At 34.5% G+C, this 13,350-nt stretch carries 14 protein-coding genes; 6 read left to right on the forward strand and 8 right to left on the reverse strand.

Annotation, left to right across the window (positions count from 1 at the left end):
- Position 1 precedes the first annotated feature (1 nt).
- From SUN_RS12680 to SUN_RS12695, 4 genes are read left to right on the forward strand one after another with little or no spacing between them, the layout of a single operon-like run.
- Positions 2–2,773: a Z1 domain-containing protein gene (locus SUN_RS12680; protein WP_012084209.1), complete on the forward strand. Its 2,772-nt coding sequence runs from the start codon at positions 2–4 to the stop codon at positions 2,771–2,773.
- Entirely contained in the window at positions 2,760–3,731 is a 972-nt protein-coding gene (locus SUN_RS12685) for a PD-(D/E)XK motif protein (protein WP_012084210.1), read from the forward strand. Before SUN_RS12680 ends, SUN_RS12685 begins: the two co-directional genes overlap by 14 nt.
- Positions 3,724–5,778 carry an AIPR family protein gene (locus SUN_RS12690; RefSeq protein WP_012084211.1) on the forward strand — a complete coding sequence of 685 codons (2,055 nt, stop codon included), beginning with the start codon at positions 3,724–3,726 and terminating at the stop codon, positions 5,776–5,778. The genes SUN_RS12685 and SUN_RS12690 overlap by 8 nt, the downstream gene beginning before the upstream one ends.
- Complete coding sequence (locus SUN_RS12695; protein WP_012084212.1) at positions 5,778–6,455, forward strand: HNH endonuclease; 678 nt, start codon at positions 5,778–5,780, stop codon at positions 6,453–6,455. The genes SUN_RS12690 and SUN_RS12695 overlap by 1 nt, the downstream gene beginning before the upstream one ends.
- A 4-nt stretch (positions 6,456–6,459) precedes the next feature.
- Here the strand turns inward: SUN_RS12695 and SUN_RS12700 are convergent, their stop codons facing one another.
- The 4 genes from SUN_RS12700 to SUN_RS12715 are packed head-to-tail and all read right to left on the reverse strand — an operon-like array spanning position 6,460 to position 11,097.
- Positions 6,460–7,353 (reverse strand): hypothetical protein, encoded by an 894-nt coding sequence (locus SUN_RS12700; RefSeq protein WP_012084213.1) that lies wholly within the window; start codon positions 7,351–7,353, stop codon positions 6,460–6,462.
- The gene (locus SUN_RS12705; protein WP_012084214.1) at positions 7,343–9,058 is read right to left on the reverse strand and encodes a hypothetical protein; all 1,716 of its coding nucleotides are present in this window, start codon (positions 9,056–9,058) and stop codon (positions 7,343–7,345) included. Before SUN_RS12705 ends, SUN_RS12700 begins: the two co-directional genes overlap by 11 nt.
- Positions 9,045–10,022, reverse strand: a complete 978-nt coding sequence (locus SUN_RS12710) for an HD domain-containing protein (RefSeq protein WP_012084215.1) — start codon at positions 10,020–10,022, stop codon at positions 9,045–9,047. The genes SUN_RS12705 and SUN_RS12710 overlap by 14 nt, the downstream gene beginning before the upstream one ends.
- Entirely contained in the window at positions 10,012–11,097 is a 1,086-nt protein-coding gene (locus SUN_RS12715; protein ID WP_198407645.1) for a DNA cytosine methyltransferase, read from the reverse strand. Before SUN_RS12715 ends, SUN_RS12710 begins: the two co-directional genes overlap by 11 nt.
- Positions 11,098–11,391: 294 nt before the next feature.
- Between SUN_RS12715 and SUN_RS12720 the strand changes: the two genes are divergently transcribed.
- Positions 11,392–11,772 carry a hypothetical protein gene (locus SUN_RS12720; protein ID WP_012084217.1) on the forward strand — a complete coding sequence of 127 codons (381 nt, stop codon included), beginning with the start codon at positions 11,392–11,394 and terminating at the stop codon, positions 11,770–11,772.
- A 12-nt stretch (positions 11,773–11,784) separates the two neighbouring features.
- Here the strand turns inward: SUN_RS12720 and SUN_RS12725 are convergent, their stop codons facing one another.
- Genes SUN_RS12725 through SUN_RS13635 form a run of 3 tightly spaced genes read right to left on the reverse strand, consistent with a single transcriptional unit; the run spans position 11,785 to position 12,529 of the window.
- Positions 11,785–12,078 carry a hypothetical protein gene (locus SUN_RS12725; protein ID WP_012084218.1) on the reverse strand — a complete coding sequence of 98 codons (294 nt, stop codon included), beginning with the start codon at positions 12,076–12,078 and terminating at the stop codon, positions 11,785–11,787.
- 41 nt (positions 12,079–12,119) lie between these two features.
- On the reverse strand, positions 12,120–12,353 hold the full coding sequence (locus tag SUN_RS12730) for a hypothetical protein (RefSeq protein ID WP_012084219.1): 234 nt from the start codon (positions 12,351–12,353) through the stop codon (positions 12,120–12,122).
- Positions 12,354–12,361: 8 nt separating this feature from the next.
- On the reverse strand, positions 12,362–12,529 hold the full coding sequence (locus SUN_RS13635) for a hypothetical protein (RefSeq protein ID WP_158298198.1): 168 nt from the start codon (positions 12,527–12,529) through the stop codon (positions 12,362–12,364).
- 111 nt (positions 12,530–12,640) lie between these two features.
- Here SUN_RS13635 and SUN_RS12735 point away from each other — a divergent pair, with 111 nt between their 5' ends.
- Positions 12,641–12,886, forward strand: coding sequence for a helix-turn-helix domain-containing protein (locus SUN_RS12735; protein WP_012084220.1), 246 nt, complete (start codon positions 12,641–12,643; stop codon positions 12,884–12,886).
- Here the strand turns inward: SUN_RS12735 and SUN_RS12740 are convergent.
- On the reverse strand, positions 12,883–13,329 hold the full coding sequence (locus tag SUN_RS12740) for a hypothetical protein (protein WP_012084221.1): 447 nt from the start codon (positions 13,327–13,329) through the stop codon (positions 12,883–12,885). The two genes, SUN_RS12735 and SUN_RS12740, sit on opposite strands and share 4 nt — an antisense overlap.
- Between the last annotated feature and the right edge of the window lie 21 nt (positions 13,330–13,350).

The following is a 13,350-nucleotide window of genomic DNA, read 5'->3' on the forward strand; positions in this document are numbered from 1 at the left end:
GATGGAAATAATTGAAAAAATAACCAATGATGTGATTTACAAACTTTCTCAGCAACCTGAGAATAAAACTCCAGAAACTATTAGACAGTTGATAGCCTTCGAATCGTCTAATCCTCTTGAGCCGGTAATACTTACCTCAGATCAGATAGAACATATTGCAAAAGAAGTAGAACATCAGTTTGGTCTAACTATGGAAGAAGGAACACTTATTGTTGATGATGAAAATTTTGAACCATGGCTTCATAATAAAAAATCTTCTGAAAATTTCGAACCTTACTTTTGGAACCGATATGAAACATTGTTGTTGCAAAATGGTTTTGCTCCTCCTGTCGTTTCTTCTATAGATAATGTTACAAATAAAATTGTTGCAAGGCTGGAAGATCCAGACAAAGAAGGCCCCTGGGACAGAAGAGGCATGGTTGTAGGACATGTACAGTCAGGTAAAACAGCAAATTTTATTGGGGTTGTCAATAAGGCATCAGATGTTGGATATGAACTTATTGTTATTCTTGCCGGAATGCAGGAAACCCTAAGATCACAAACCCAAGAACGTGTTGATGAAGGATATATTGGGCAAGACAGCAGTAAAAAAAATTCGGTAGATTTTGCTGAGTCTTTAATAGGGGTAGGTAACCTTAACCACGACAAGATACCCTATTCCTTTACAACAAAGCATAAAGATTTTGATGACAGAAGTAATTTTGTAGTAAAAAAATATGATGATGCTACCGTATTGGTTGTGAAGAAGAATGCGAGGGTTCTTGAAAAACTAAGAGACTGGCTCAAGAAAAATAATTCCAGTATAGATGGAACAATTTCTAATTTACCGCTTCTGTTGATAGATGATGAGGCGGATCATGCCTCAGTGAATACAAATGATTCTGACAAGGATCCAACAACAATCAATAAACGAATCAGAGAAATTTTAAATCTGTTTCACCGAAAATGCTATTTGGCATATACAGCAACACCTTTTGCTAATATCTTTATTGATCCTTCTAGTGAAGATGATATGTATAAGGATAACCTCTTTCCCAAAGACTTTATTATCAGCTTGGATCCACCAAGCAATTATGTTGGGTCTGAGAAAATTTTTGGCAATGACGATGAGGCAATTGATATTGTCAGAGATATAGGTGATATTGAAGATATCATACCACTAAAACATAAGAAAGATCAGACAATCTCTTGTTTGCCAGAAAGTCTGAAAAAAGCTGTTAATTCACATATTATTTCAAAAGCTATAAGGATATTAAGAGGACAGTCTAACAAACATCATTCTATGCTGGTACATCTTTCCCGATATAAAGATGTACAAAAAGAGGTTTTTGATCTTATTGTCCAGTTTAGACAGGATATAGAAAAAGGAGTAAGGTACTACTATAAGCTTCAGAAGGAAGAAGCATTAAATAATCCCTATATGGCAGACTTATATTCTATGTGGGAGAACGATTTTGCTGCTATGTACTCCGAGTGGAGTGATATTCAAGAAAAACTTTTGGAGGCAGCTGCCTCAATGCAGGTTATGCTGATTAACGGGGATTCCCCGGATAGTTTGGATTACAAAGCTTATAAAAATGGCTTGAATGTTATTGCTGTAGGAGGGGATAAACTCTCAAGAGGTTTGACGCTGGAAGGGCTGGCAACGAGCTATTTTTATCGCAGTACTTCGATGTATGATACTTTGATGCAGATGGGACGCTGGTTTGGATACAGAGATGGTTTTGCGGATCTTTGCAGAATATATCTAACACCGATGACAGAAAGCTACTTTGCACATATTTCCAATGCTGTGGAAGAGCTTAGAGAAGAACTCAAGGAAATGTTTGCTGCCAACTTGACACCTAAGGAGTTTGGATTAAAGGTCAGGACACACCCTGGATCATTGCTGATTACAGCAAGAAACAAAATGAGAGCTTCTGAAACACTGCTTCACAGGACTGATTTAAGCGGTCGATTAGTCGAAACGTATGTTGTAGATCTAAAACCAGAACATAGAAAAAACAATTTGGACTTGTTTAATGAAATTTCTGAAAAACTTCAGAAAATAGAAAAAGCTGAATACAGTGAAGCAAGCAGCAACAATTATGTATGGAAATATGTTTCTGCAAACATTGTGGAGGAGTTTGTTAAAAGATTTGATAACCATCCGCGTGCACAAATGACACAAACTAAACCTATTTTGAGCTATCTGGAAAGAGCCTCGGAACATTTCCCGAAATGGGATATTGTTTTTATTAGTTCAAGAAGTTCAAAAGAGAGATATTCTGCAGCCAATGGAGATATTGACATTGGGATTCAAAAAAGAACATGCAATCCCAAGGGACAGTATGAGAAAGACAACTATATAGAAATAAGTACCAGAAGAAGAGTCGCATCAGGTACAAATGATGCTGAACGTGCCGGAATGGCTGAAGATGAAATAGCGGAGGCTTTGGAAAGATGGAAACGAGAACGACAAGGAAAAGCTGACAAAGAAAAAGAAAATGGAAATAGTGAAAAAGCCAAAGAGATTTTGGAAAAGGATCTAAAAATAAGCAGTATTCCCGGACGATATCTCAGAAGAGCCAGAAGAAGACCGCTTTTAATGCTGCATCTTGTGAATGCTTATAAAGATATTAAAGATGAAGCAACACTTGTTGAGAGTCAACTTCCTGCATACGGTATCAGCTTCCCAAAAAGAGATGATATATATATTGAACCGGTTGAATATGCAGTGAATACTACCTTTGTGAAAAACTATTATCAGGAGTTTGAAGATGATGAAGAATAATCCCTGGGCAGCTATACCTCATAATAAACAGGGAATTGATTCAGTCCGTGTAAATCCTGATAATCCGTTTGATTTTTTTTGGGCTTTGGGAAAAAACGGAGAGTATCTATTTATTATAGAGCATGACCATATTGAAGACTGGCCGACAAAAAAAATTGCCTTGTCTGGTATTGATATTCAACAATTTCAGACATCAAAAGGCTATCGTCTCTCTTTGATGCTGAATGAGCCAAGTGACTGGGATATTTTTTACATATTATGCCATGACCTTCTTCAGGCAACAGATGAGGCGGCAACACAGAAAACTATGCTCTCGATTATTCATAATAGACTTCAAAGATGGCAAAAACTGTTTAGAAAATTTGGTAAAAAACTTTTGACTGAGCAGGAACAACAAGGCTTAATGGGGGAATTGTATTTTTTAAAGAACCATTTGCTAAATATCTTTTCTGCAAATGAAGCACTCTCTTTTTGGAAGGGACCTTTTGGAGAACAGCAGGATTTTGGTATTGGGGATACAGCTGTGGAAGTGAAGTCCAAACAGGGAACTTCTGCCCCGTATATACAAATAAGCTCAATAGATCAGCTTAGCTGCAATACAGAAAGCTGTTTCTTGTATGTAATCACCCTCAATGCGGCACCCAAGAGTGCAGAAAATACAATAAGCCTTAATACAATTATCCATGAAATCAAAGAATTGTTACTGAATGCAAATGAGGTTGATATATTTGAAAACTTACTGGCAGAGGCAGGATATATGGATCTTCCGGAATATGACGAGAAACATTATCTGATATCAAAAGAATCTATGTTTGAGGTTAGGGACGAATTCCCTAGACTGCTTGGGGACAGCGTACCCAATGGCGTTGTTTCTGTACAATACAAAATAGAACTCAAAGAATGCAAGCCTTTTGAGATTACATTGGATGATTTTAATACAAGGCTAAACAATGAGTGAACACTTGGAAAGTTTCAGAGAGAGTTTTCTACAGGAAGTATTTACCGCAGCACAAGCAGGAGAAAACTTTTATGAATCGTCATTTATAGAATTGTATGCGAAAGATCTTCTTGAGTCCGGAGAGATTGACAATGAACTTGAACTTTGCCACTGGGGTGAAACCGGTATTAAAGTAGATGGATACAGCTATAATGAAGATGATGGAATACTTAATCTGTTTGTATCAGTTTTCTCTGCGGATATAGAGAATAAGAGCTTGACGCAAACAGAAATAAATCAGGCATTTAAACGAATAGAAAACTTTTTTCAAAGATCTTTTTCAAAGACCTATTATTCTAAACTTGAAGAGTCAACACCAGTATATGATCTTGCATACCAAATACATAAAAACAAATCAAATATATCTACAGTCAAATATTACCTTCTCAGCAACAAGATACTGAGTGACCGTGCTGAAGCAATACCTCCAAAGCAAGGCGAAACAATCAGTTTTACCTATAATATCTGGGATATATCAAGATTGTTCAGAATGGATGCATCCAATCAGCAGAAAGAAGATATTTTTATAAATTTTGATGAGATTTCGAAGGAATCTTTATACTGCCTCCCTGCACATCTGGATACTCAGGATTACAAGTCCTATCTCCTTGTCATTCCCGGTACTTTGCTGGCAATGCTTTATCATAAATATGGAGCAAGACTTCTGGAGCAAAACGTAAGGACTTTTTTGCAGGCAAGAGGAAAGGTCAATAAGGGACTTCGAAACACCATTATCAATCAGCCGGAAAAGTTTTTTGCATACAATAACGGACTGACAACTACGGCAGAAGATATTGAGCTGGAAGAGACATCTTATGGGTTGAAAATTAAGTCCTTAAAAAATCTTCAGATAGTCAATGGTGGTCAAACAACAGCTTCTATTTACAGTGCAATGAGAAAAGACAAAGCTGATCTCAGTAAAATTTTTGTACAGGTCAAATTGACGATAGTAGCACCGGAACAAGTAAATGATCTGGTACCAAAGATTTCAGAATATGCAAATACTCAAAATAAAGTCAATGCAGCAGACTTTTTCTCAAACCATCCGTTTCATATCCGGATAGAAGACTTCTCAAGAAGAGTATATGCTCCGGCAGATGAAATGGGCAAACAGAGCAAATGGTTTTATGAACGTGCAAGGGGACAGTATCAGGATATGTTGGCACATAAAACTAAAGCAGAAAAAAAGAAACTTCAGCTTGAATATCCAAAGCAGCAGTTAATTACCAAAACAGATTTGTCCAAGTTTGAAAATGTATGGGAATGCATTCCTCATACAGTAGCCAAAGGAGCCCAGTATAGTTTCATAGAATATGCCAGAGAGATTGGAAAAAGATGGGAAAAATACGAGAAAGAGTATAACGAACTGTATTATAAAAGTGCCATTGCAAAAGCCATCATTTTTAAAACTACAGAGTCCACCATTTCCAATTCTTCCTGGTTTATTCGAGATTACAGGGCTCAGGCTGTAGCATACTCAATATCATATATGGCACAGATGATAAAGGATGAAAAAAAGTTTTTTAATTTTTTATATGTCTGGAATCACCAAAAGGTTTCTCCTGCCACACAAGAGGCATTGGATATTATTACAGAAGAGGTATATAGAGAACTAACCAATCCTCCTGCGGGTATTACAAACGTTGGTCAATGGGCAAAAAAAGAAGGATGCTGGCTTGCTGTCCAAAAGCTAAAGATAGATCTTCCCCAGGAATTTTATGATGAACTTCTGGAAAAGCAGGATATGGATACTGAAAAAAAGCAGGCAAAAAAAATTCAAAGAATCGATAATGGTATTGAAGCACAAAAACTTGTATTTGAATTGGCTGAAAAAAAGAAATGGTGTGAGATTAAACAGTTTGGAATAGAGAATGATATGTTCTCTCCTTTGGAAGCAGATTTAATGGATTTGGCTTGTGCAATACCCAATAAAATACCTTCGGAAAAACAGGCATTGATTATTGTAAATGCATTGCATAATCTTGAAGAAATAGGACTGGGAATTTAATGCAAAACAATTGGACAAAAGAAGAGTTGAAAGCAGCCGTAATTGCATATATAGAAATGAGGACAAAAAGTCTTAATGGAGAAAGCTTCAAGAAAAAACAATATTATGAAGATTTATCACACAGATTTGGCAGAACTATAAAGTCATATGAGTATAGAATGCAGAATATTTCTTATGTGTATTCGCTAATGGGCAGAGATTGGCTGAAAGGATTGAGACCTGCAAAAAATGTTGGGACAAGGGTAGCATCAGAAATTGAAGAGATAATTAAAGAAATAGAAAATCAAGCTTTATCTGAGCCAGTTTCTTTTCAGGCTGAAGTTGATAAGTTGGTTCATAAAAAATTACAGGATAAGCCTAAAGCTGTTTTAGAGCCAAAGCGGTACGATATTGCTATAACAAAATATGACAGGGATCCTCAGATTGTTGCTTGGGTTTTGATGAATGCAAAAGGAATATGTGAATGTTGCAATAAAGAAGCTCCTTTTGTTAAAGATGACGGAGTACCTTTTTTGGAAGTACACCATTTAAGAAGGTTGGCAGATGATGGATCAGATAGTATAACAAATGCTATAGCAATATGTCCTAACTGCCATAGAGAGTTACATTATGGACAGAATAAAGATATTCTGCTTACGACAATTTATTCACAAGTATCACGGTTGATTAGAGAGTAACTAGTTAATTAAAAAATTTTGATGTTCTTGAAAAAACATGTTTTTTATCTATTCCCACTGAATAATTTTTGCTGTAATCTTGGGAAAGAGCATAAACAATTCCTGTATTTGGATGTAATTTGTTAAATTTAAAAAACTCCAAAGAGGCAATTTTTGGTCCAATTGCACATAAAAGTGTGTTATACTCTTCAATATCTGAAGTTAACTTTGTTTCCATAAAATTAAATATATTGTTCTCAGTAAAAGAATCAATTTCAAAAAAATCTAAATTATGAATTTCTGATAAGCTTTTTTGAAAATCCAACCGCTCTTCTTTTTTAATTTCAGAGTAATTTTGTTTTTCTTCTAAAATGATTGTCTTATAGGGCTCAAAATAATAATACAGCTGAAAGATTCGTTCTTTGTCAAGACCTGCAGAAACTATAAGAAGCGTTTCTTTGTCTGCTTCAAAAATACCAGAATGCTTAATTAGGAGCTGGGGGATATCAGGGTTTTTTGCTATCTCATTTCCATAGCTATCTGGGATGTAATATAAAACTTCAAATGTATATTTATGAGTGGTCAGTAAGTCTAAACAAATATATATTAGATGTCTTGGCATTGTCGCAATATTAAGATAATGATTGCTTTTACCTAAAGTTGAAAGTATACGCTCAGCTTCACTATAAATTGTAATTTGATCATTAAATGTTAAAGCTATTTTTTCTATTTCTATATGGTTTTTTTTTGCAAAAGTTTCAATTTTTTCTATATTGCTAGAAGAAAGACTAAAAAAACGATCTTCTTGAAAATAAAAAAGAATTATTTTGTCAAATTTGTATTTATCATAATCATCATAAATACTTTGTAGAAATCTTTCTTCCCAGCTTGCACAGGTGATATAAGTATTATGTGACATTAAATAATCCTCCGTCTTGAAACTTTGTTGATGAAATTTTTGTTTCAAACATACTTTGAATCGTTGTTATACCTAAAGAAAATCTTCCATTTTCTCCAAGAGGATCTAACCCAAGATTTGGCCAAAGAAGTCTATTTGGGGTATACCAAACTGTTTTTCCTCCAGACTTATCTGGTCCAAGCCTTGTATATAAATAACCATCTTGTTTTGCAATAGAAAATAATCTATCCATTTCTTGTACATAGGATCTGTTAATTTGAGTATCTGTAATATAGAATGATAATATTCTTTTTTCTGTACTTTCTGGATTTAATATTTTTTCTAAAAGCATATTGCCAAAGTTTTCAAAAAATAAATGAAGTTTTTCTGCATCCTCTTTACTGCAATGACTAACTCTTCTGTCTATAGTCTTAAGATCCATCCATTTTTTTTTGCTTAAGTCAAGTATTGCTTCATATTGGGTTGATGTACGAATCTGAGGTGGTTTGTTTTTTGATTTTCGTTCAAAGTGTTCATCGTCTCGGCTATACATTTCTGAACACATGATTAAAAGGTTTCGAATAACACCAGTGGATATTCCTGTAATTGTATCAAATCCAGTATATATTTTTTTAGGTTTGTTCGCTTTATGTTTTGATAGTATTTCCCTAAAATATATAGCTCGATGTATTTTGCTGGCATTTTTTCTTCTTTGCTCGGGTTGAAATTTTTTTGACTCAGGGTATTGACCTTTTATATACTTTTGTTTAATTGTTTGAAGTTCTTTGGCAATATCTTTATCTGCAGCAAAATATTTATTTGGATCAGTAATGCCAAATTGTACAAGTTCTAATCTTTTTTGAACAACTTCTTTAGCAAATTGGTTAAAATCTGCTTTGCTCCCGAACATATTTTCTTCAAGAAGAATTTCGAGAAAATCATGATTTTCCATGATAGAATTTTCTGTTTCAGTGTGAAACAGATATTCTTCTTTGCCTGTAATTGCAATTTTAAAACTGAGCAAACTGTTATCTCTATAGGAAATCCAAGTATTTAGGGTTTGCATTTGCATTTGGTTGAGTTGTTGGGCATCGTCAATAAGAAATGTAATATGTTTATTTTGTAGATTTTCACAATTATTAATCATTTCAATAATAGGAAAAATTAATGTTCCAAAAGAAAGAGCATTAATTTTAAGTTTTTCTGGATGAGTCAGAAGCAACTCTTGCATTTCTTTAAATTTTTTTGTTAGGTATCGTCTCATTTGAGTTAAACAATTATTGGCGGTACACTCTATATCAAAGAGAAAATTTAATTCATCAGCAATTTCTATCATATCGTTTTCTGTGAGTAAAATATTTTGATGAGCTAATAGAGTATTTATAAGTTGTTTGGCAATTGAGAGTACTAGAAAATGTTCAGAAACTATAGCTTTTTCATAAGTACTTTCTAGAAGCATATATTCTTGTTTTCTAAAATAAGGTCTATTGCAGGGAACATAAATACCAATAATATCAGGGATTTTATTTTTGCTTTGCATTAGTTGAAGTGAAAGTGTATTATATTTTAGAATCATACTTTTCCCTGATCCTCGCTGACCAATTACAAAGATATTCTTTTTAGAAAGAATTTTATCATATTCATTTGATTGAATATAAAAATTTAGGATAGACTCGTCATCAAGCTCATTTGCACCTGCATATATAAATGGATCATTTAGCTTCATTTGTATCCTCGCTTTTATAATATTTAGTTACTTTTTCAAGAGACATCATATCTTCGATATGTTTCTCTGATTGTGCTGGATCAGTTGTACACTCAAGCATTGTGAGATTGTTTATTGTGAACACTACTTTTTTGAAGGGATCATCAAGCTCTTCTTCTGCCAACTCGATAGTAATATTGAGAGCATTGTATTGAGAGACAGTTTTGCTGTATTGGCTACAATATATTCTCTCTTTGTTGGTTTTGATGATTCTCCCAAATATAAACTTCAAAAAGTTTTCAAATTCCTGGCTTGTTTGAAAGTCTTCCAAATATAGATGATAGTGTAAATTAATTTGATTTTTGTCTATATGAAAGGATGTAACTTTTGAATAGATATGATGTGATATACTAACGGCATTCGTTATTAAACCATAATCTAAGCCAAAAGCATAACATCTTTGTTCTCCTTCAGCACATTCATCTGCAAATCGGATAATTGAAGCAATTTCTCTACTGCTAATCGCCATATTATTATATGGAATTGTGGAGTCTAGTTTTCCAATAGTGTCTCCTGACCCGCCATGAGCTTTAGCAATGCTATTGGATATTCGTTTAATGTCTGTATTTGAAAAGGGTAACTCTTTAATGATTTTTTTAGCTGTATGTGTATGTCCGGCACGTCCAAAAATATTTCCTATATCGTGTATTAAAGAAGCATGGGCTAAAAAGAAAATTTCCATAGTGTTAAATTCATCTAAACGAGATTCTATAATTTTATAGATATTTCGTTGTACATCTTGAATATGTTTTTCTGAATGATCCGTAAGATCTGGTTCTGTTTTTGCAATATTTGGCAATACATTATCGCAAAGGTATTGTTTTAATGCTGTATATCCATTCCATAAAGTATCTGTGGAAAGAATTTCCGTTTCTTTACTAAGTTTGTTATAGGCTAATGCCTCAAGTTTTGTATTATCCCACATTAGCACTGCTTAATTGTATTATTTTTTCAAAAATCACTTTAGACAGCAGAGGGGGAACAGCATTCCCTACTTGCTGTTGCTGAAAACTCAAAGGTCCTTTGAAAATAAAATCATCTGGAAAACTTTGCAGCCTGGCAGCTTCTCTAAGCGAGAGGCCTCTATGCTCATGAGGATGTATGAGCATACTTTTTCTGTAGTTCGCAATGGTAACGGCAGGTTCATCCTCTTTTAGACGCTTGTAGATACCGCTATGGGTATGTTTGGTACTGGAATAGGTTTCTAAAAGACCTCTTTTTTTTGCAGCTTCCCAGTTTTCTCCCTGTTTGATTGCTTCATATCTCTCTACAATATGCGGACGACTGTGGGTTACATGATTTTGCAGGGCTTTTTTTGATGTTCTTCTTATGAGTTTCACATAGGGATGCACTTGCTTAACCCTTTTATAAGCAGCTTCTTTAATCTTGTCACCATTTTTTAAAGATGGCAGATCTTTGAGTGCTTCACCTACGGTAACCTTTGGTTTCTTTTCCAAGGAATCAAAGTCAAATTTGATACCGCCTTTTTCTTTGCGGTGACCAATAATAAAAAATCTGTTTCTGTATTGCGGAACACCAAAGTCAGCGGCATTGAGTACGGAAGAGTTTGTTTTGTAGCCCAGAGACTTTAATTCTTTCTCTACTTCAACAGCAAAACGTCCTTTGTCAAAAGATTTAAATCCAACGACATTTTCAAAAACAAACCAGTCAGGTTTTAAATCTTCAACAAATCTGCAATACTCTCTAAACATCCAGTTGTTTGGATTGTCCAAGTTTCTGGTCTTTGTGTTTGCTACAGAGAAGCCCTGGCATGGAGGTCCGCCAAAAAGCAAAAAAGGATGTTTCTCAACATGTTTAAGTGGTTCTACACCTTTAATATCTTTTGCAAGAACATTGGTATGGGGGTGGTTTGCTTTGTAGGTTGCTGCGGCATGTTCATCAAATTCTACAGCTAAAACAGGAGTAATACCAGCCATTACCGCACCAATACTCATCCCTCCTGCTCCACTGAAAATATCAACTGCCGTAAATTTATTCACCACAATAACCTCCTATTATACTATTAAAATTTTACTATATATTGGCTGCACGGCTGCTGAAAATTAAGATAATTATGTTGAGCCTCCACCGGATGCGAATAAATCTCATGACGCAGATTGCAGGCAAAAATTATTTTTTGTCGGATATATGCCTATCCTGTCTTTTAACTCCAATGACAAAAGCATGTAAAACATGGTAAAACCTTGTCATTTTGGACTAAAATAAATAAGTGCAAGGTTATGATAAACTGCTGTCAAGTTGAACTAAAGTTCTACAAAATAGTAAGGATAACCATGGTACAAAACATAAAATTGAAGCAGGGTGAAGCGGTAAGGGAATTTTATGCTGCATTGCCGATGATTGAAGAGTATTATAGTATCAAGGGCTACAGGAAGATCACTTATCTTTATGAAGTGCTACAACCAAAACTGGGATGGCAAATGTCACTTCGGACTTTTCGTTATCATATCAATAAACATATTGTGGATGGTGTGTTTATCGCTACGCCAAAAGTAAAAAAGAGGGTAGCAGAAGATTTAAAAATTGAAGTGCAAAAAGAGACACCAAAAAAAGAAGACTCCAACGATGGACCACCCATCGCCAAAGCCAATTTTAGGGTAGGCAAAAGGTTTAATCCTCACACAGTAGATATAGATCCGTCAAGGATATTGTAGAGGGAGAGAAGTTTACCCTCTAATCTTTTGCATGATAGGATCGATAATCCATATTTTACTGAGCGTAAACGGAGCTGTAAGCACTAAAAGGGTACCAAGTAATACCGATGGGAACCCACCAGTTCTTGTAAGGTCTAAAGCCAACCATTTGTTATAAAAGTTATCCCAGGCTGTAGGGTAGTTTTCTTCATAAGGATCTCCGTATGGATGCCATGCTGCACTGATAGCATCTTTTTCACTGAGGGCATCTTCTGTAAAGGCTCCAAGCTCTCTGGCTTCTTCTTGTGTAAATTCTTGATAAACCATCTTCAAACTCCTTAATCTTAATTTATTATAACCCTTCAAGGTTAACCAATATCTCTATAATTTCCATGCATTACATAGTCATAACAAAAACTTTCCCAATCGATCACAGGTACATACTGATCTTCTCCGTTGGTGAGAAATATTTTATCTTCATGGTATTTAACGAACATGTCAAAAAACGGTAATTTCTCCAGATCATTGACTTTGACACCGTAACGATGGATATCTACGCCAAAGTAGGTTTTATTGTCTGTAAATTGTAATAACTGTTTCATGACATTCTCTAAAAAGGTAGCTTGGTGATTTTCTTCTCACCACTTGTATCTACATGCTGCTTCATGTGTGCTCTTTGGGCTTTTTTCTCTGCTTCTTTTTTGTCTGCTTTGCTCTGGCAACCTGCAAGCCCTAGAAATAGTCCTGTTAGTATTGCAAATAAAACTAGTTTTTTCATTGTAATAGTCTCCAATATTTGGTACCCCCGTATTTATATTCACTATAGGGAATGTTAAAAATATTCTATCTTTCCTAAACTTAAACCCAAGTTTCACTATAGGGAATAAATATGGATCATATAGAATACTCCGATGAAGAGATCCGAAAGTTTCATCAAAAGATAGCTACTAACATACGAAAGATCAGAAAAGAAAAAGGCATCACCCAGTTAGACCTTGCTCTAACCATAGGGCATAAGTCCATGAGTACCATAGGAAAAATCGAGGCAGGGCTTGAAGATAAGCATTATAATATAGAGCATCTTTATAAGATAGCTAAGGCTTTGGATGTGGATATTTGTGAGTTTTTTATTTAAAAAAGTTTTTTTCCATAATCAATGGATCCATTTTTTTTAATCACGTTAAAAGAATTTGTTTTTAAAAACTGATGCATATTTTTATTATTAGCATGAACCGATGTCACAATTATTGCTTTAAAATTTAGTATTTCTCTTTGAACTAAGTTTAAGCATGTTATCCCAAAATTTTTGCCTAAACAATTTTGATCTGGTATTTTACCTAGAGGATAAAAATGATCTATAAACAGAATAAGATCATTATCATCAAATTCGTTTTTTCCTAAAAAAGATGAATAAAAACTTCTTTGTTGACCTACTCGCATAAGTTTACCCTCTATAGCCCCCTCAATAACTTTTTTAGTACTCCTGTCAGTAACTCCATCACACTCAATAAATGTTTCATATTTTATTGAAGTATAGAACTGTTTCTCTTTGTGTTCCAAACAAAATACGTGACACATAAACTCTCCTAATTAATTATA

The sequence above is a fragment of the Sulfurovum sp. NBC37-1 genome (assembly GCF_000010345.1).
Classification (GTDB): Bacteria; Campylobacterota; Campylobacteria; order Campylobacterales; family Sulfurovaceae; genus Sulfurovum.

What these genes read in the sequence shown, in the direction of transcription:
- SUN_RS12680 (WP_012084209.1), top strand. Translation starts at nt 2, where the DNA reads ATGGAAATAATTGAAAAAATAACCAATGATGTGATTTACAAACTTTCT.
- SUN_RS12685 (WP_012084210.1), top strand. Translation starts at nt 2,760, where the DNA reads ATGATGAAGAATAATCCCTGGGCAGCTATACCTCATAATAAACAGGGA.
- SUN_RS12690 (WP_012084211.1), top strand. Translation starts at nt 3,724, where the DNA reads ATGAGTGAACACTTGGAAAGTTTCAGAGAGAGTTTTCTACAGGAAGTA.
- SUN_RS12695 (WP_012084212.1), top strand. Translation starts at nt 5,778, where the DNA reads ATGCAAAACAATTGGACAAAAGAAGAGTTGAAAGCAGCCGTAATTGCA.
- SUN_RS12700 (WP_012084213.1), bottom strand. Translation starts at nt 7,353, where the DNA reads ATGTCACATAATACTTATATCACCTGTGCAAGCTGGGAAGAAAGATTT.
- SUN_RS12705 (WP_012084214.1), bottom strand. Translation starts at nt 9,058, where the DNA reads ATGAAGCTAAATGATCCATTTATATATGCAGGTGCAAATGAGCTTGAT.
- SUN_RS12710 (WP_012084215.1), bottom strand. Translation starts at nt 10,022, where the DNA reads ATGTGGGATAATACAAAACTTGAGGCATTAGCCTATAACAAACTTAGT.
- SUN_RS12720 (WP_012084217.1), top strand. Translation starts at nt 11,392, where the DNA reads ATGGTACAAAACATAAAATTGAAGCAGGGTGAAGCGGTAAGGGAATTT.
- SUN_RS12725 (WP_012084218.1), bottom strand. Translation starts at nt 12,078, where the DNA reads ATGGTTTATCAAGAATTTACACAAGAAGAAGCCAGAGAGCTTGGAGCC.
- SUN_RS12730 (WP_012084219.1), bottom strand. Translation starts at nt 12,353, where the DNA reads ATGAAACAGTTATTACAATTTACAGACAATAAAACCTACTTTGGCGTA.
- SUN_RS13635 (WP_158298198.1), bottom strand. Translation starts at nt 12,529, where the DNA reads ATGAAAAAACTAGTTTTATTTGCAATACTAACAGGACTATTTCTAGGG.
- SUN_RS12735 (WP_012084220.1), top strand. Translation starts at nt 12,641, where the DNA reads ATGGATCATATAGAATACTCCGATGAAGAGATCCGAAAGTTTCATCAA.
- SUN_RS12740 (WP_012084221.1), bottom strand. Translation starts at nt 13,329, where the DNA reads ATGTGTCACGTATTTTGTTTGGAACACAAAGAGAAACAGTTCTATACT.